General features: G+C 45.9%; 15 protein-coding genes. 11 read left to right on the top strand and 4 right to left on the bottom strand.

What is annotated here, in order from left to right; all coding sequences use genetic code 11:
* The first annotated feature begins 7 nt into the window (after nucleotides 1-7).
* From ACK4EX_RS04720 to ACK4EX_RS04675, 10 genes are all read left to right on the top strand, one after another.
* Nucleotides 8-979 (top strand): alpha/beta hydrolase, encoded by a 972-nt coding sequence (locus tag ACK4EX_RS04720; protein WP_409770252.1) that lies wholly within the window; start codon nucleotides 8-10, stop codon nucleotides 977-979.
* 34 nt (nucleotides 980-1,013) lie between these two features.
* The gene (locus ACK4EX_RS04715; RefSeq protein WP_409770250.1) at nucleotides 1,014-2,519 is read left to right on the top strand and encodes a T9SS type A sorting domain-containing protein; all 1,506 of its coding nucleotides are present in this window, start codon (nucleotides 1,014-1,016) and stop codon (nucleotides 2,517-2,519) included.
* Nucleotides 2,494-2,967, top strand: a complete 474-nt coding sequence (locus tag ACK4EX_RS04710) for a hypothetical protein (RefSeq protein WP_409770248.1) — start codon at nucleotides 2,494-2,496, stop codon at nucleotides 2,965-2,967. Before ACK4EX_RS04715 ends, ACK4EX_RS04710 begins: the two co-directional genes overlap by 26 nt.
* Nucleotides 2,968-3,044: 77 nt before the next feature.
* The gene (locus ACK4EX_RS04705; protein ID WP_409770246.1) at nucleotides 3,045-3,911 is read left to right on the top strand and encodes a YicC/YloC family endoribonuclease; all 867 of its coding nucleotides are present in this window, start codon (nucleotides 3,045-3,047) and stop codon (nucleotides 3,909-3,911) included.
* Between the two features lie 15 nt (nucleotides 3,912-3,926).
* Nucleotides 3,927-4,517 carry a guanylate kinase gene (gene gmk, locus ACK4EX_RS04700; protein ID WP_409770244.1) on the top strand — a complete coding sequence of 197 codons (591 nt, stop codon included), beginning with the start codon at nucleotides 3,927-3,929 and terminating at the stop codon, nucleotides 4,515-4,517.
* Nucleotides 4,514-5,092, top strand: coding sequence for a nicotinate (nicotinamide) nucleotide adenylyltransferase (nadD, locus tag ACK4EX_RS04695; protein WP_409770241.1), 579 nt, complete (start codon nucleotides 4,514-4,516; stop codon nucleotides 5,090-5,092). Before gmk ends, nadD begins: the two co-directional genes overlap by 4 nt.
* A gap of 13 nt (nucleotides 5,093-5,105) precedes the next feature.
* Nucleotides 5,106-5,477, top strand: a complete 372-nt coding sequence (locus ACK4EX_RS04690) for a DUF2200 family protein (protein WP_409770239.1) — start codon at nucleotides 5,106-5,108, stop codon at nucleotides 5,475-5,477.
* Between the two features lie 9 nt (nucleotides 5,478-5,486).
* Nucleotides 5,487-5,930, top strand: coding sequence for a DUF1801 domain-containing protein (locus ACK4EX_RS04685; RefSeq protein ID WP_409770237.1), 444 nt, complete (start codon nucleotides 5,487-5,489; stop codon nucleotides 5,928-5,930).
* A gap of 48 nt (nucleotides 5,931-5,978) precedes the next feature.
* Nucleotides 5,979-7,574, top strand: coding sequence for an ATP-dependent DNA ligase (locus ACK4EX_RS04680; protein WP_409770235.1), 1,596 nt, complete (start codon nucleotides 5,979-5,981; stop codon nucleotides 7,572-7,574).
* Between the two features lie 243 nt (nucleotides 7,575-7,817).
* Nucleotides 7,818-9,164, top strand: a complete 1,347-nt coding sequence (locus tag ACK4EX_RS04675) for a PAS domain-containing protein (RefSeq protein ID WP_409770233.1) — start codon at nucleotides 7,818-7,820, stop codon at nucleotides 9,162-9,164.
* 2 nt (nucleotides 9,165-9,166) lie between these two features.
* Here the strand turns inward: ACK4EX_RS04675 and ACK4EX_RS04670 are convergent, their stop codons facing one another.
* The 4 genes from ACK4EX_RS04670 to ACK4EX_RS04655 are packed head-to-tail and all read right to left on the bottom strand — an operon-like array spanning nucleotide 9,167 to nucleotide 13,152.
* Nucleotides 9,167-9,844, bottom strand: coding sequence for a potassium channel family protein (locus ACK4EX_RS04670; RefSeq protein WP_409770231.1), 678 nt, complete (start codon nucleotides 9,842-9,844; stop codon nucleotides 9,167-9,169).
* Nucleotides 9,841-10,998 carry a cystathionine gamma-synthase gene (locus tag ACK4EX_RS04665; RefSeq protein ID WP_409770229.1) on the bottom strand — a complete coding sequence of 386 codons (1,158 nt, stop codon included), beginning with the start codon at nucleotides 10,996-10,998 and terminating at the stop codon, nucleotides 9,841-9,843. The genes ACK4EX_RS04670 and ACK4EX_RS04665 overlap by 4 nt, the downstream gene beginning before the upstream one ends.
* 8 nt (nucleotides 10,999-11,006) lie before the next feature.
* Entirely contained in the window at nucleotides 11,007-12,200 is a 1,194-nt protein-coding gene (gene kbl, locus ACK4EX_RS04660; protein WP_409770227.1) for a glycine C-acetyltransferase, read from the bottom strand.
* Between the two features lie 10 nt (nucleotides 12,201-12,210).
* Nucleotides 12,211-13,152, bottom strand: a complete 942-nt coding sequence (locus ACK4EX_RS04655; RefSeq protein ID WP_409770225.1) for a PfkB family carbohydrate kinase — start codon at nucleotides 13,150-13,152, stop codon at nucleotides 12,211-12,213.
* Nucleotides 13,153-13,589: 437 nt separating this feature from the next.
* Here ACK4EX_RS04655 and ACK4EX_RS04650 point away from each other — a divergent pair, with 437 nt between their 5' ends.
* Nucleotides 13,590-16,856, top strand: coding sequence for a hypothetical protein (locus ACK4EX_RS04650; RefSeq protein ID WP_409770223.1), 3,267 nt, complete (start codon nucleotides 13,590-13,592; stop codon nucleotides 16,854-16,856).
* The last annotated feature ends 615 nt before the right edge of the window (nucleotides 16,857-17,471 follow it).

Below are 17,471 nucleotides of genomic sequence, written 5' to 3'. Positions count from 1 at the left end.
TTTCTCATTGAAAAAATCCAACCTGGATTTTACCTCTTCTGAAGGGAAATTCCTGGGTACATTTGGTTGTGATTCAAAAAAAACCTATTTTAATATGATGAAAAATCTCTTTGCTGCTCTGGTTTTTCCAATATTTATACTCACAGCCCAGCCCGGCCGAATGGACACTCTGCGAATACCGGGAAGACCTGCCAACGAAGACCGTGTATTTGTATGGATACCGGCTCAAGGCGTTGAGAAAGTACAACATGTGCTCTATATGAACGATGGCCAAAACCTATTTGACTCCTCGACCACCTGGAACGGACGTGCCTGGATGGTGCGCGAGTCGCTCGACAGCTTGATTTCAAACGGATACATTCCGCCAATCCTTTTAGTAGCGATACCTAATAGCGACATTCGACATTCAGAATACACCCCTGAGAAGCCCTTCCGCTCCTTACCAGCTGAAGTGCAGCAATACTATCGCACAGCTGTGCGTCCCAACGGCACTTCGTATTACCGCGCCGATGTAGTAGGCGATTCCTATCTACAATATGTCACACAACGAGTAAAACCCGAAATAGAGAGGCAATATCTGAAAAACAAGACTTCAATCAAGGCTTACATCGCAGGTGCATCGATGGGAGGGCTGATTGCGTGGTATGCGGTCTTGAGATACCCCGATGCCTTCGACGGTGCAGCCTGTTTTGCGACACACTGGCCTTTGATTCAAGAAATACCCTCTGCGGCAGGAGAGGGTTTTATCAGCTATTTTCATCAGCGCTTTCACAGCGTGAAAGAAAAGCGCTGGTACTTCGACTATGGCGACAGAGGTATCGATACCTTATACGGTCCATATCAACAAGTTGTGGATCGACTTTTTAAAAGCAATCATATCGGCAATACTTATAAAAGTCTTTTTTTTCCTGTTCACGACCACAATGAGATCTACTGGAAGATGCGATTTCCGGCGGCAATCCGTTTTTTGGTAAATTAATTGTAGCTTTGATTTTAAATAAAACACTCATTCAATGCCTTTAATTAGATCGATCGTTTTCGTGCTTCTGGTTTCGGTTCATTTTGTTTTTGCTCAAAAGCACATCAGAATAGAAAATCCGGTTCAAGAAATGTTGAGCAAAAATCCACATCCTCGCCTGACACCCGCCGGTGTGATTCTATCCAAAGACTTTGATTTATCTGAGTCATTCATATTAGATAATCTGACCGATGATGAAGTGTGGGTTCAGCTCAAAGTGTCTTCAGCTGATGAAAAGGTTGTGATTTCTATCATTGAAAACGGGGTTGAACGAAGAGAAGAAATTTTTTCCAACAAAATTGAAAGCCTTGGCCCTTTTTACAAAGGCATTATCGAAATCCCGGCAATCCGGGCTGCACATATAACATCAGTCTGGCATATCGAAAAGCGTACCGCTGACTTTGGAACAGCGGGCAGCTGCAATGTAAATGTGCGATGCCCTGAGGGTAATAACTACCAGCTGCAACGACGCAGTGTAGTGCGAATGAATGTACCCATCGGTGGATTTATCTACTACTGCACCGGTGCATTGGTAAACAATACAGCTCAGGATCGAAAGCCCTACTTGCTCTCGGCCGAGCATTGTGTGCTCGACGACAACGATGTTATCATTGACTCCGTTGCTCTTGCTTCAATTGTATTCAGATTCAATTGGGAAGCGCCTACATGTACCAATCCGCCCAATTCCTCCGGGATACCGAACCAAATAATTACCGGGGGTCGTCTCCGAGCGCGATCTAACGACGGCGGAGGAGCTACCGGATCGGACATGCTGCTTCTTGAGCTGGCTATACAACCTCCTAATTCATACAACGTCTTCTATGCCGGATGGAACAGAAATAACATACCTGCCATTGGGGGGGCTGGTATTCACCATCCCAACGGCGACATCAAAAAAATCAGCACCTACACAGCTACTTTGCAAAGTGGCACCTTTCAGCAGGCACAGGGTGCTTTCTGGCTTGTAAATTGGGTGGCGACTCAAAGCGGCCATGGCGTGACGGAAGGAGGCAGCAGCGGCTCGCCTCTGTTTAATTCTGCGGGTGAAATTATTGGCACCCTTACCGGTGGATCTGCTTCCTGTTCATTTCGCACTGGCACAGATTTCTACGGAAAATTCTGGTATCACTGGGATAAAAACGGCACGGCCAACAACCGCCAGCTGCGCCCTTGGCTCGATCCTCTTAACACAGGGCAGACAAGCCTTGGCGGACTGTATGTGAATCAGCAGGAGTTTGAACAAACTGTACATTCATGGCGGCTGTATCCCAATCCTTCGGCAGACGGGCGCTTTACCTTGTCATATTCCGGTACGCATCCCACTCGTGAGGCTGAAATTACCCTTACGGATATGACAGGTAGAGTGCTGCACCGATTGCTACTGACAGATATTTCCGAAGGAATGAACCAGCATTTTCAACTGAATCGTGCCGGGGTGTACATTTTGCACATCGAATCCGAAAACAAAACCTGGCATGAAAAAGTGGTGGTGGCTCAGTAGCCTGCTGATCGCATTGGCAACTTCCTGTAAGATAAAGAAACTCGACCAATCAGCGTCTGCAGTGGAATCCGCACCGGAGTCTGTCGAAAAACCCGCCTGCACCCCGATGGTGATTAAAGCTTTTCAGGCGGTGGAAGACTCTGTAAAAGTACAGGTAGCTACTCCTCTTGAAGTAGTGCAGGAAGGTCTCTGTCTGCGCATACGCTATCAGTACAGCGGATGCAACGAAGGCGCTGCCATGCTCGTGTGGAACGGAATCATGCTGAAAACCTATCCACCACAGGCCAATCTGTCGGTATATGTCGATGATACGGGCCCATGCGATCGATTGATTGAAGGCTTTGGAGAATTTGATCTCAGTTTGTTTTCAAATTATTCAGATAGCCTTGTAGTACTTCGCATACGCGACTATCCCGATCGGGTGCGTTTTAAGATTAGAGAATTTTGAAGCGCTCTGTTGGCGATTTTAATATTAAAAAATTGTTTCCACACCATCCAATTACATTTGCCGGCTAAAACATCAGTATGTCATTGCATTCGATGACCGGCTTCGGAAAGCATTCCTTTACGTGGAGAGGTAAGCGATATGTGGCAGAAATTAAATCGCTGAACAGCCGGCAGCTCGACCTAACCCTTCGTCTTCCGGCCGAACTTCGTCCACTGGAACCCAACCTTCGAAAACTGACAGCCGACCTCTTACTCAGAGGTAAAGTAGAAGTTACTATTTACTCCGATATACAAGATGCACAATTGCCCATCAATGAAGTAGTACTAAAGTCCTACATTCTGTTTTTCAAGAAACTGTCTTTAGAGTTTGGAATTCAAACCGACTTGTTACAGGCAGCTATTCGCATGCCTGATGTCTTTATACAATCACCGGCAGAACATTCGGATGAGGATATTTTAATCTTTGAAAAAGCTTTTACCATCGCCCTCGAAAATGTGATCAGACACAGGCAAGCTGAAGGCTTGGCCCTAACCAAGGAGTTTGAAAAAGGCATCTCTGCCATTCGCCAATTGCTTGCTCAAGTTGAGCCTTTTGAAAAAGAGCGCATCGAGCGCATTCGCGAGAGGTTAAAAAGCAACCTTTCTTCTCTTGGCGAAGATGTGCAAGTAGATCAAAACCGCTTCGAACAAGAATTGATTTATTACATCGAAAAGTTCGATGTCACCGAAGAAAAAGTACGCCTCGCTAATCACCTCAACTATTTCATTGAAACCATAAACAGCGAAGAATATCCCGGTCGCAAGCTCAACTTCATAGCTCAAGAAATCGGCCGCGAAATCAATACCTTGGGATCCAAAGCCAATCACGCCGGTATTCAAAAAATCGTCGTTCAAATGAAAGACGAGCTCGAAAAAATCAAGGAACAGATTTTGAACATCGTTTAAGCCATTAAAAAATTCATGCAAGCCACTGCCGACCTTAGAAAATTGCTCATCTTTTCTGCACCATCCGGTGCAGGCAAGACGACGATTGTAAGACACCTTCTAAATACTTTTCCCGATTTTATAGAGTTTTCAGTATCTGCTACCAGCCGTGCCCCTAGACCCACTGAGCAAAACGGGAGAGACTATTACTTTCTTACAAAAGACGAATTCCTTCAGAAAATCCATAGAGGAGAATTTGTAGAGTGGGAAGAAGTGTACAAAGGCGCATATTATGGCACATTGCGAAGCGAAATCGATCGCATCTTCCAGAAGGGAAAAGCCGTAATCTTTGATATTGACGTAGTAGGCGGATTGAATCTTAAAAATCAGTATGGCGCAAATGCCTTGGCCGTATTTGTGAAGCCACCAAGTCTCGAAGTTTTAAAAGAGCGTCTTCAGCAGCGCAACACCGAAACACCTGAGAAACTGCAACAGAGACTCTCAAAAGCTGAAAAAGAAATGCAATATGCCAGTCTTTTCGACGTTTGCCTTGAAAATACTGACCTACATTTTGCCCTTAAAAAAGCTGAACAACTTGTAAAATCCTTTCTACACCTGTCTGAATGAAAAAAACAGGTCTCTTTTTCGGAACATTTAATCCCATACACATTGGCCACCTAATTATAGCTCAATATTTTCTGAACGAGACTGACCTCGGTGAAGTGTGGTTTGTCATAAGCCCTAAAAGCCCATTTAAGCAAAAAGAAAAAATTACAGATGATCGCCAGCGACTCTACATGGTACAATTGGCCATTGAAGGAGTAAATGGTTTACGGGCTTCCGATGTAGAATTTGGCATGCCAAAGCCAAATTACACTGTAAAAACGCTGGAAAAACTTCGCGCAAACCATCCGAACCGAACCTTTGTGCTGCTCATGGGTGCTGATAACATCAAAAACTTCCGCAAGTGGAAGGACTATGAGCAAATATTATCACATCACGCCATATACATCTATCCACGCCCATTCGTACGGCTCGACGCCGATGAAACAGAATTAGGCATTTATTTCGAAAAAGCTCCGGCTATCGATATTTCATCTACATACATTCGCGAAAGCCTTAAAGCAGGGAAAGATATCCGGTTTCTGTTGCATCACAAGGTTTGGAATTATATTGACGCAACTGGATTGTATTCCAATTAAAACCCACCCAAGTATGCCCTCATCTGAAAATTCAAACCCGAAAGAGCAAAAGCTACTGGATATGTCCTTCGACCGGGTGTATCCTCTCTATGTACAGAAAGTTGTTAGGAAAGGTCGTACCGAAGCTGAACTATTGTCGGTGATCGGATGGCTGACAGGATATACTGCTGAAAAAGTCATTGAACTAACTAAAAGCACTCTGACATTCAGCGAATTTTTTAATAATGCCCGCATACATCCATCAGCCGGTCAGATAAAGGGCACAATATGCGGTGTGCGCATCGAATCCATCGAACATCCGACTGCGCGTCTAGTACGCATTCTCGACAAGCTGGTGGATGAGCTAGCTAAAGGCAAGCCTTTGGAAAAAATTATTAACCGCTAAATTCCTTCTATGCCAAACAAAACAACCTACACAGATCAGTCGGTATCAGAATATCTGGAAACAACCATCAAAAATCCACAAAAAAAGGCCGATTCCTATGCCCTTATTGAGCTGCTCGGAAAGCTCACAAGGCACGAGCCCAAAATGTTTGGTGCGTCAATTATCGGCTTTGGTACATATAAATACCGCTACCCCAGCGGGCATGAAGGTGAAGCACCAGTACTTAGTTTTTCCCCACGCGCATCGGCCTTTTCACTTTACATTTACTCCGATACCGAAAAAAGCCGTGAATTGCTTCGAGGTTTAGGGAAATTTGTAATGGGAAAATCCTGCATTTATGTAAAAAAACTTGCTGACATTGATCTGAATGTTCTTTCTGAGCTTTGTAAAGAAACCATTCGCTTTCTCAACGATACATTCTCATCAGATGTAATTCCGGCGGAAGAAGGTTGATATAATATAAGAAAGAACCTCTTTTTTGTATATCAGGTTATATAGGTCATGAAAGCCTTTTCAGACCTTATCCGTAGTCTGGACCAAAGCAATAAAACGACCGACAAGACTTCAGCTCTTGTCAAATATTTTCGGGAAGCCAGTGACAAGGATAAACTCTGGGCAGCAGCCCTTTTCAGCGGAAAGCGGCCACGCAAGGCAGCCAGTAGCACCGAGTTGCGCAAATGGGCAGGCGAATTGGCAGATTTACCCGATTGGCTCGTGTACGAAACCTGGCATATCGTAGGCGACTTAGCTGAAACCATAGCCAAAATTCTTCCCGAAGGAGAAGGAAATGCTTTCCTCAGCCTGGCCGAAAGCATGGAATTTCTAAAAAGTGCCGGAACACTCAGCCCCGAAGAGAAGAAAATATCAATAAGTCAAAAATGGCTACAAATGACTGTTGAAGAGCGCTTTGTGTTTAACAAGCTTATGATGGGCGGCTTTCGCCTTGGCGTTTCCGAAGGGCTACTTCACCGAGCCATAGCCACAGCTGTAGGCCTTTCACAAGATGCCGTTGCATTAGCCTTGGCGGGAGATTGGAATCCTGCTGAGACCACTTGGCAAGCACTCTTTGAGCGCTCGGCCGATGCTCAAAGCGATTTAAAGCCCTATCCGTTCTGCTTGGCATATCCACTTGAAGAAGCCCCAGAATCCCTCGGCCCTGTTAGCGAATGGCTAATTGAGTACAAGTGGGATGGTATCAGAGGGCAGCTCATCAGAAGAGGAGATTCAGTAGCGCTTTGGTCGCGAGGCGAAGAGCTGATTTCAGAGAGTTTTCCTGAGCTGATAGAAGCTGCTGCCTCCTTGCCGCAATCTGTTGTGCTCGATGGAGAAATCATTCCAGTGCTAAAAGAAGGTCGCGTAGCTCCTTTTCATGCCCTACAACCGCGACTGGGAAGAAAAAAAGTGACTAAATCGCTCATCGAAAAACATCCTGTTCGATTCAGGGTGTATGACCTGCTAGAAGTAGATGGCACAGATATACGAACAATTCCGGCTATTGAACGCAGGGCAGCGTTGGAACGTATTCTCTCTGCCTATCTGAATCCACTTTTTGATATTTCGCCCGTTCTTTCAACCAAGAGTTGGGAGCAAGTAGCTCATATCCGCACCCAAGCCACTCATAAAGGCAGCGAAGGCTTAATGCTTAAGCACAAAAATTCTCCTTACCATACCGGTAGGAAGCGGGGCGACTGGTGGAAGTGGAAAGTAGATGCCCGTACGGTGGACGCTGTGCTCATTTATGCCCAACGCGGACATGGCCGACGGGCAAACCTGTATACAGATTACACCTTTGCCGTGTGGCATGGCGATACTTTAGTGCCCTTTACAAAGGCATATAGCGGATTAACTGACGAAGAGATAAAAGAAGTAGATAAATTTATCCGACAAAATACACTTGAAAATTTTGGCCCCGTGCGCAGCGTAAAACCCGAATTGGTCTTTGAAATAGCTTTTGAAGGTATTCAGCCTAGCAATAGACATAAGTGTGGAGTAGCCCTCAGATTTCCGAGAATTCAAAGATGGCGCCACGATAAAAAGGCACAAGAAGCGGATACTTTAGAATCCTTACTTTTGATGATAGAAAAGTCACAACCCTGACCCGACGTGAGCAAAAACCTGAAACTATCTGCCAAAGTTTATTTTTTGATTGCTCTTGCCATTTGCATATCCTTGACACAATACTACTTTTACAATCAAGGTCAGGAGAAACAAAATCTTTTACAGAGGTTTTTCATAATCACATCGCGCTTTAAAAACGAAACTGCTGAATTGAAATACCATATTCTGCTCTCAGCCCATGATGGTAAAACGGAAAGAGTAATCAAAACGTACAAAGAATTGTTGAAAACCATTGATTTTTCCAAACAATTTTACGGAAGTACAGACATCGATTTTAAAAAGAAGGACTATGTACTTCAGGAATTCGAAAAATTAGAGAAAATCGTTCAAAGTTCCTATGAAGATTATTTAATAACACCAAAGGATGAAGTTGATCGCCTACTAGGAGTTATTGAACAAGTAGATTCTGCACTAAAAGTGATCAGCGAAATGATCATTGAAATGGTTGCTTATACCGATCAACAACAAATAATAAATGAAAAAATCAATATTGCTTTTTCTCTCTCATCGGTTTTCATTGTCATTATAATTCTGGCTGTAATTATCGTACCGCAGATTATAGAATTAGAAAATTTAAACATCGAACTTACCGCTTCCAATACGTTGCGAGAGTCTATTCAAAACAGCTCTCCGAATGGAATTTTATTTATCATTAATGATCAAATTTATTTATACAACAATACGGCAAAAGAAGTAATGAAAAATCTCTCTGGAAAAGACATTAAAAAGGGAGACAAATTAGAAAGTTTGAACTTAGATGAACTCGTTAGAGAAGAATTTTTAAAAGGCATAAAAGAGACAGTAAGTGGAAATATTTTTCACGGATATTTCTCTCACAAACATTCTGATGGAAACACGTCGTATTTTAAAGTCTTATTTTATCCGGTTTTTGATATACGCACGAAATCTTATGGTACCAGTGTTATTTTTAGCAATATCACCAGGGAAATTTCTGCACAGCAACAAATAAAGAGATCAGAGCAATATTATCGCACAATCAATGACAACAGTCATGGTATAATTTTTACTTTATCAGAAGGTTTTTACATCAAGTTTGCATCTCATTTAGCTGAGAGGTATTTTAATACTCGACCTGAAAATTTAGAAGGTATCAACTTTCTCGATTTGGTACACGAAAATGACCGACAGAGAGTAGAATTTTTCTTGAAAAAAGTTTTAAATAACCTTTCAAAGGAAGATCAAATTAAGTTTTACCTCCGCTCCGAAACATCTGAAACGATTTTAATGGCAAAATGTGGAATAATCGAACAAGAGAACTCAATAGAACTAATTTTACTATGTATTGACATTACTATTCAAGTAAAAAATGAAGAAAAACTTCAAATTCAAAACGAAAAACTTCGCGAAATTGCCTGGATTCAGTCGCACGTGATTCGCAGACCCGTCGCAAACGCGCTCGGTATTTGCGAAGTGTTTATAAACAAGGATTTGTTAAATAATGAATCTTCAGAATTAACCAATGAAAAATTGTTGGAGCTTTTAATAAAAGAAATAAAAAACATTGACGAAGTAATCCATCGTATTAACGAGAAAACACAGGAGCTATAAAGCTATTCGTTAATTTCTAAAAAGCGGTCGATATCCTTCGATTTTCCAAAAATCACAATGATATCGTTTTCGAGAATTTTTGTGGCCGGTTCAGGTACACCAATAATGTGCATTTTGTCGTCAAGTTTGCCTTTGCGCATGAGTGTAATTAAGTTAATATTGTACTTCTCGCGTAAACCAATGTCGGCCAAAGTGCGGTTACAAATGATGCGCGGAGCTTTTACTTCGATGATTTCGTAGTCATCGGGTAAGCGAATGCTCATCAATACAGAGGGGTTGAGCAACTGCTCAGCTACGTTGTTTGATACTTCGTCTTCAAGAGAAAGGATTTCGCGTACGCCGATTTTTTCCAGAATTCGTTTTTGTATGGGGTCTTGGGCACGCACAATAATGCGCTCAACGTCGAGCTCCATCAGGGCGAAGGTGGTGAGTATCAGATCCTGAAAATTGGTGCCGATGGCTACCACCACGGCATCCATTTCCTGTATGTTTTGCGATTCGAGATTTTTTGGGTCGGTGGAGTCCAGGGTAATGGCGTAGGCTACGTCTTCTTTAATGTCTTCAACTTTCTGTTCATTAATGTCAATTGCCATCACTTCAGCACCACGCTCTGAGAGCTTGCGGGCGATGGCGCTACCGAAACGTCCAAGACCTATTACGGCAAATTTTTTCCCTTTCATTGAAGTACCTGCTTGAGGTCGCTTATTAGATCATCTGCATCTTCGAGGCCTACACTGAGGCGAATAAGAGAGTCTGAGAGTCCGGCTTTAAGTCGCTCTTCGCGCGGTATGCTGGCGTGTGTCATGGTAGCTGGGTGTCCAGCCAGCGATTCCACTCCTCCAAGTGATTCGGCCAGGGTAAATATTTTAAACGACGACACGGCCCGAAAAGCCTCTTCGATGCTGTCACCCTTCATTGTAAAAGAGATCATTCCTCCGAATGCGCGCATTTGCTTTTTGGCGATTTCGTGGCCCGGATGATCTGGAAAACCCGGCCAAAAGACTTTTTCCACCTTGGGATGTGAACGTAGAAATCGGGCTACTTTTTCGGCATTTTCGCAGTGGCGTTGCATCCGCACATGGAGTGTCTTTATACCGCGCAGTGCCAGGAAACAATCCATTGGTCCTGGCACAGCACCTGCAGCATTCTGCAAGAAATACAATTGTTCAGCAAGGGCATCGTTGTTTAGCACCAGTGCGCCCATCACCAAGTCGCTGTGTCCACCAATGTATTTAGTGGCAGAATGCATTACAATATCGGCGCCTAGCTTGAGCGGCTGCTGTAGGTATGGAGAGGCAAAAGTGTTGTCCACAGCCAGCAGTATTCCCTTTGTCTTGGCCAATTGAGCAACGGCTTCTATGTCGATAACGTTCAGCATCGGATTGGTAGGGGTCTCTACCCAGATGAGGCGGGTTTTTTCAGTGATCTTTTCTTCTATAGAAGACAATTGCTGCATAGGCACGAAGTGAAAGCGCAGGCCAAATTTTTCATACACCCGCACAAAAAGCCTGTATGTTCCTCCGTAGAGGTCATTGGTGGAGATGATTTCGTCTCCGGGATTTAAGGTTTTTAAAAGGGTGTCGATGGCTGCCAGTCCACTGGCAAACGCAAGGCCGTATTTGCCACCTTCGATGGCTGCGAGGTTGGCCTCTAAAGCTTTGCGCGTGGGGTTGTGGGTGCGCGAATATTCGTAGCCTTTGTGCTTTCCTGGTGCTTCTTGAGCGTAGGTGGAGGTTTGATAGATGGGAGTCATTACAGCCCCGGTGCTTGGGTCAGGCTCCAGACCGGCGTGAATGGCGCGGGTACCAAAGCCTTTGAAAAGAGTATTATTCATTCGTGAAATTAGATGATGTTGAGTTTTTTACCGACTTTGATAAAGGCTTCTACAGCGCGATCGATGTGTTCGATTTCGTGAGCGGCTGAGAGTTGTACACGGATCCTCGCTTGGTCGCGGGGCACTACCGGATAGAAGAAGCCGATGACGTAAATGCCTTCTTTCAACAGTTCGTCAGCCATCACTTGTGAGAGGCGGGCATCGTAGAGCATTACAGGTGTAATGGGATGAATGCCCGGTTTAATGTCGAATCCAGCTTCCGTCATTCGCTTGCGGAAGTAAGCGGCATTGTGCATTACCTTGTCACGCAGAGCGGTGGTTTCACTGAGCATGTCAATAACTGCTATTGAAGCCCCTACGATGGCGGGCATAAGCGAGTTGCTAAACAGATATGGACGCGACCGCTGGCGAAGCATGTCGATGATTTCCTTTCGACCTGAAGTAAAGCCGCCCATAGCTCCTCCAAGTGCCTTTCCAAGGGTACCGGTGATGATGTCCACACGACCCATGACGTTGTGAAATTCGTGGGTACCGCGGCCAGTGTTGCCTATAAATCCGGTTGCATGACATTCATCGGTCATCACGAGAGCATCGTACTTCTCGGCCAGCTCTACGATGTGATTCATCTGGGCGATGTAGCCATCCATGCTAAATACGCCGTCTGTCACGATGATTTTATTGCGTGCTCCTTCTTCGTTAGCTTCCTTGAGCTTGGCCTCCAGGTCGTTCATGTCGTTGTTTTTGTAGCGGTAGCGCCTGGCCTTACACAGGCGCACTCCGTCGATTATGGAGGCGTGGTTCAGTTCGTCGGAAATGATTGCGTCCATATCGTTAAAGAGGGGTTCAAAGACTCCCCCATTGGCATCGAAGGCGGCAGCGTAAAGGATGGTGTCTTCTGTGCCCAGGAATGCTGAAATCTTTTCTTCCAGCTCCTTGTGAATATCCTGTGTTCCACAGATAAACCGCACACTCGACATACCAAAGCCGTGTGTTTCCAGAGCGCGATGAGCGGCTTCGAGCACTCTCGGATGAGATGACAGCCCCAAATAATTGTTTGCGCAGAAGTTGAGTACTTTCTGTCCGGTATTCAGGGTGATTTCTGGTCCTTGAGGTGAAGTGATGATGCGCTCGCGCTTATATAGTCCGGCTTCTTCAATGCTTTTTAGCTCGTCAGCGAGTCGCTGTTTGAGAGTACTGTACATAGGAGCTGATTTAAATGAGTTGTTTCAGGGTCGAAAAATCCATTTCATAGTGGGTCAATGCCCTGAAGAGGCGGTGGCGGTGTGCCAATTCGTCGAGCGTAAGCTCTTCAAGGCGCTGTGTGCCAAACTTTTCCACACAAAAAGAAGCCATGGCTGAGGCATGTATGATGGCGCGCTTCATGTTTTCAAAGCTCACATCGTCGGTACGGGCCAGGTAAGAGATAAACCCTCCGGCAAACGTATCGCCGGCTCCGGTAGGATCAAAAACCTCCTCCAGCGGCAGGGCCGGTGCGATGAAAATATGACCTTCGCCGAAGAGCAATGCCCCGTGTTCGCCCTTTTTGATGATCAGGTATTTCGGGCCCATTTTCAGGATTTTAGAGGCTGCCTTTACCAGAGAGTACTCACCGGAAAGCTGTCGGGCTTCCGAATCGTTGATAGTGAGTACATCTACGTTTTTCAGGTTTTCCATCAGATCGTCCCAATGGTGTTCCATCCAGTAGTTCATTGTGTCGAGCACGATCAGGCGAGGCCGTTCGTTCATCTGCTCCAGCACACGTTGTTGCACGCTGGGCATCAAGTTGCCGAGCATCAGGTATTTGCTGTCTTTGAAATGGTCTGGAAGCACAGGGTCGAAGTCGGCCAGCACGTTGAGTTGTGTTTCTACCGTATCGCGGGTATTCATATCGAGGTGGTACCGCCCGCTCCAAAAGAAAGTCTTCTGACCTGACTTCACCTGAAGACCACTTGTATCAACTCCCCGCTCGCGCAGCATCTGAATGGTTTCGTCCGGAAAATCATCGCCCACGACCGAAACCAACCGAATCTCAGGCAGCAAATATGAAGCCGCAAGGCTAATGTAAGTGGCTGCACCACCGATGATCTTATCTGTCTTGCCAAAAGGAGTCTCCAGCGCATCGAAGGCAACTGTACCCACTACTAATAAACTCATGTAAACGAATTAAAAAGACCAAACTGCGGCAAATATAGAGGCATAGAAGGTATTGGTATTATGAAGATGCTCAGAGCGAAGCTTAAACATAGAATGAATAATACTTGAAGATGTTTTTTCAGATACGTGCCAAATAAGATGAATATCATCAGTTTTAAAGTGTAAAATCTGAAGAGAATTAAAGCGGCATTTTTTGTCTCTTGCAATTTTGTGAAGTCATCCATGCTTTGGATTTCGTATAGGAAATGTACTTGTATTAAAAAATTTTATTCATTACAAGCTTTTAACTTCCAAAAAATCTAACCTCTTCTTTTTGCCTATTCTCGTAATTGGTTTTGTCGAATCATAGATTTAGTTAAAGTTTAAGTCCCAATTTGAATCTCGTTACCACAAAACATAACGCCCTCAATCTTCTTTTTTCAGATATATTTGTTTATATGAAGAGGGTGGTGCGTGTATGGGTCGTCATTCTGCTGATGCTTCCGGTATGTACTGATGCGCAGTTTTACTACGGGCTGCTGCAGCAGTACGGGCGCAATCGCGTGCAATACAATCAGTTTGACTGGGGCTTCTACCGCTTCGACCGCATGGACATTTACACATATGCTGACAATGACCTACTGCCTCATACTGTGGCAACCATGGCACATATGCACCTGCGTGAGCTCGAAGCTGCTCTGGACGTAGCCTTCGACGACCGCTTCCAAATCTTGCTCTTTAATACTCTGGGCGATAAGAAACAATCGAATAACAATCTCGACATCAATCAGCCTGACAACGACACCCGCATTTCCCGCTTTAATGACCGAATTTCCATCCTGCTCTATTTCGACGGTAATCTGCAAAATCTCGAACGCGACCTGAGAGCCGGCATCGCCGATGTACTCATTCGCTATCAGATCTACGGCGATCTCTCTGCCGGTGGTCTTGACCTCTATCGTGCGCAGTTTCCCGATTGGTTTTTACAAGGATTGGTGTCCTGGTTTGCTTACGGCGACGACCCTCAGTACACCTGGGAAATTCTTAGGCTGCACTCAGAGCGAGCTTTTAGGCGCATCAATGCACTTGAGCCCGATCTGGCAAGACTGGCAGGTCATGGCGTATGGTCGTACATCGTGCTCACCTACGGTCGAAATGTGATCAAGAACATACTTTTCACCAGCATTGTACATAAGAATATGGACTTCGGCATCGAATACGTGCTCGGCATCTCTACAAAAGAACTCATCCGTCGATGGAATGAATACAGCTCGCAACTTTACAAAGAGCTTGGGGAACTCCAGAGATCAAGCATAGATACGACATTGATCAGATTGCGAAAAGGCGAAGTCATTACTGACATATCCTTTGGCCATCAGCAACAAAGATTAGCCGTAGCCACCACCCGAAATGGCAAAAAACGTGTGTATCTCATAAATGTCGAAAGTGGTAAGAAAAAGCGCATCTTTCGCTCAGGCTCGCTCTCATACGAAGAAACAGATCTCAAAGTGCCCCTTGTGGCATGGAATCCGGCCCTTCCCATCCTGCTGGTCATCGACGAAAAAGCCGGTTTCATCCAACTGCACTTTTACGATTTCGACGAAAAAAAATGGACCGTAAAACCTCTTTACGGAGTCAATAAGGTCTATTCTGCCGTGTATAGTCCCGATGGCGAAAAGCTGCTCCTTAGCGCCATGAAGGAGGGCAAAAGCGACGTAATAGAATACACTATCCGCAATACCAATCTGAAAAAAATCACCTCCGACTTCCACCCTGATCTATGGCCTGCATACGTCTCCGATAGCCGATGGATTGCCGTAGCCACTACCCGCCGAACCAACGATCTGGACAATAAACTCAAATGGACTCCTACCAGAAATTCTTTGAACATCCAATACATCGACCTTCTGCAAAAAGACCGTCCTGAACTCATTCTTCAGTCAGCCGGCAGCCACATTAGGCCTCTGAAAGCCGGCGACGGCCGGATGCTTTACGCGGAGCATACCGCCGATCTCTACACACACCTCCATCTCGCGGTACTCGACAGCACCATCAGCCATGTGGACACCGCCATTCACTACCGCTATTTTTTCCGAAATCAGCGCATTGCTTCCGTTCCAGGCATCGTTTACACCTATACCCTCGGAGCCGACACCGGCGACTTTTGCTACACCCTCCGGCGAAAGAACAGAGCCTACGTCTTCCGCCGTTCACTTTCCGACCACACAGCAACACCTCTGTTCAAAAAACCACCTACAAAAACAGACGAAAGAGAACCCGAAAGTACTTACCAATTAATCAATACCCCTCAAGGTCGGCAGCCCGATAATGAGATCAACATCAACGATTATCAGTTTGACCCTCGACTGCTTGAGCGTTATCGCTATGCCCCACGTCCTTCAGCGCTACAGCCACCTGCCCAGGCACTCCCGAATGTACCGTCAATACTCGGCCGGATGCACGCCACCCGCACGACCCCCGAGCTCGAAGAAGTTAAACTCCCGCCTCGTCGTCCATACCTGCTCAGTTTCTATCGCGAAAATGTTACCTTCAGCCTCGACAATGCCTTCCTTTTACCCCAATATCAGCCCTTTACCGGCAGGCCCCTGCCCTTTCTGCTCAATCCGCAGTTCAACGGCATGTTCAAAGTAGGTATGGCCGATGTACTGCGCGACTACCGACTGCTCGCCGGCATTCGCACAGAGCTCAATCCCTTGGCCGGCCGCTCCCTCGCCCCCAATCACGAAATAGTCCTCTGGCTAGCCAACCACAAGAAGCGCTGGAAACACGAGTTCACCTTCTACCGTCGCAGTGCTATTCAGACAGGCGGCCAGCCCGTTTGGGTGCGCTTCCTCACCCACGAAGCACAGTACAAAGCCATCTTCCCACTCGACGAAGTCCGTTCCCTCCATCTCCATCCTTCCTACAGGCTTGATTCCCGTATCACCCTCGCCCGCGATGCTGTTTCTCTTCAGCAGCCCACACTCTATAAGCACTTAGCCATATTACGCGCCAGCTATGTGCACGACGAAGCCCTCACCACCGGTGTCAATCTCTGGCGAGGTCACCGCTGGAAGGTCTTTACCGAGTACTACCGCGACCTCTTCAATCCACGCTCAGGAATGCACACCGCAGGCATCGATGCCCGCCACTACTTGCCCGTTTGGCGCTCAGCCATCTGGGCCAATCGATTGGCCGTAGGTACCTCTTTTGGCCCCGAGCGACTTATCTACTTCCTGGGCGGGGTTGACAATGCCTTCGTGCCCCGTTTCGACGAAAGCACACCCATCGCTCAGTCGCAGAACTACATCTTCCAAACCCTCGTTACCAATATGCGTGGCTTCTACCAAAATGCCCGTAACGGAAACAGTTTTGCCCTCCTCAATTCGGAACTGCGCCTGCCCATCTTTCGCATGCTCCTCAACCGCCCTATCCGCAACTCCTTTGTCAGCAGCATGCAGATCGTCCTTTTCAGCGACGTAGGTACCGCATGGAACGGCCTCTCGCCCCTCAGCCCTGAAAACGCCATCAACCAAAAAATCATCGACAAAGGCAATCTCCGCATCATCATCGACAGTCGCAAGGACCCCCTTATCGGCAGCTTTGGTGCCGGCCTGCGTATGCTCCTCTTTGGCCATATGGTGCGCATTGACTGGGCCCGCGGCATCGAAGACTACAGCATCCTCCCGCGCCAATTCCACATTTCCCTCGGCTTTGACTTTTAAAGCTTTTTTAATTTTTTTGTTTTTGGGCGTGCCCCCGGCAAAGCGCTATCAGCGCTTTTGCCGGGGTCGGCGTGCTTCGGGGTCCACTTCGTTCCCGTGCTTCGGCTTAGCTTCGCTTCGCCTACGCACCGCGCAATCGCGCGCCCTCCGCTTGCCTCACGCGACAGTGGCCACAGGCCCCTCCGGAATACATTAACTTTACTGAAAACGAAAACTTTTTTAGAACATAGATTCGCATGAATTCATGCTGGGTGTAATCGAAGATGTTAAATTAAAATCGCATTGAGGCATAACGTAAATATCAAAAAAGAGCAACAAATCATTATCCCTACAGTAGCAACATCAGTTGTATATTCTAAAAATTATTTTCGCACCTTCAGAGCTTTGAGAATATTTTTAAAATCAAAGCAATTAACCTTTGAATGCATTGCAGCCTTTTTTATTTCTCATCAGTGAACTTTAATTTATCCCAGCAGAAAACCCCAATCCTCTTTCTGCGCACATCTGTGACTTCTGATTGCAGAAGGGATTAGATAGACCGAGATGTCAAAAAAGAATGTCTGAGCTTTCGTCGGGAGATCACAGGCAGGTAAAAAAAAACCGGGAAATTAAAGA

Source organism: Thermaurantimonas sp., from assembly GCF_046299575.1.
In the GTDB taxonomy this organism is placed as follows: Bacteria; Bacteroidota; Bacteroidia; order Flavobacteriales; family Schleiferiaceae; genus Thermaurantimonas.
The sequence above is the reverse complement of the archived record's forward strand: the minus strand, read 5'-3'. Positions and strand labels throughout refer to the sequence as shown.

Coding starts and splice junctions, on each gene's coding strand:
- ACK4EX_RS04710 (WP_409770248.1), top strand. CDS start 2,494: ATGAAAAAGTGGTGGTGGCTCAGTAGCCTGCTGATCGCATTGGCAACT.
- ACK4EX_RS04655 (WP_409770225.1), bottom strand. CDS start 13,152: ATGAGTTTATTAGTAGTGGGTACAGTTGCCTTCGATGCGCTGGAGACT.
- ACK4EX_RS04680 (WP_409770235.1), top strand. CDS start 5,979: ATGAAAGCCTTTTCAGACCTTATCCGTAGTCTGGACCAAAGCAATAAA.
- ACK4EX_RS04670 (WP_409770231.1), bottom strand. CDS start 9,844: ATGAAAGGGAAAAAATTTGCCGTAATAGGTCTTGGACGTTTCGGTAGC.
- ACK4EX_RS04650 (WP_409770223.1), top strand. CDS start 13,590: ATGAAGAGGGTGGTGCGTGTATGGGTCGTCATTCTGCTGATGCTTCCG.
- ACK4EX_RS04690 (WP_409770239.1), top strand. CDS start 5,106: ATGCCCTCATCTGAAAATTCAAACCCGAAAGAGCAAAAGCTACTGGAT.
- ACK4EX_RS04705 (WP_409770246.1), top strand. CDS start 3,045: ATGTCATTGCATTCGATGACCGGCTTCGGAAAGCATTCCTTTACGTGG.
- ACK4EX_RS04715 (WP_409770250.1), top strand. CDS start 1,014: ATGCCTTTAATTAGATCGATCGTTTTCGTGCTTCTGGTTTCGGTTCAT.
- gmk (WP_409770244.1), top strand. CDS start 3,927: ATGCAAGCCACTGCCGACCTTAGAAAATTGCTCATCTTTTCTGCACCA.
- nadD (WP_409770241.1), top strand. CDS start 4,514: ATGAAAAAAACAGGTCTCTTTTTCGGAACATTTAATCCCATACACATT.
- kbl (WP_409770227.1), bottom strand. CDS start 12,200: ATGTACAGTACTCTCAAACAGCGACTCGCTGACGAGCTAAAAAGCATT.
- ACK4EX_RS04665 (WP_409770229.1), bottom strand. CDS start 10,998: ATGAATAATACTCTTTTCAAAGGCTTTGGTACCCGCGCCATTCACGCC.
- ACK4EX_RS04685 (WP_409770237.1), top strand. CDS start 5,487: ATGCCAAACAAAACAACCTACACAGATCAGTCGGTATCAGAATATCTG.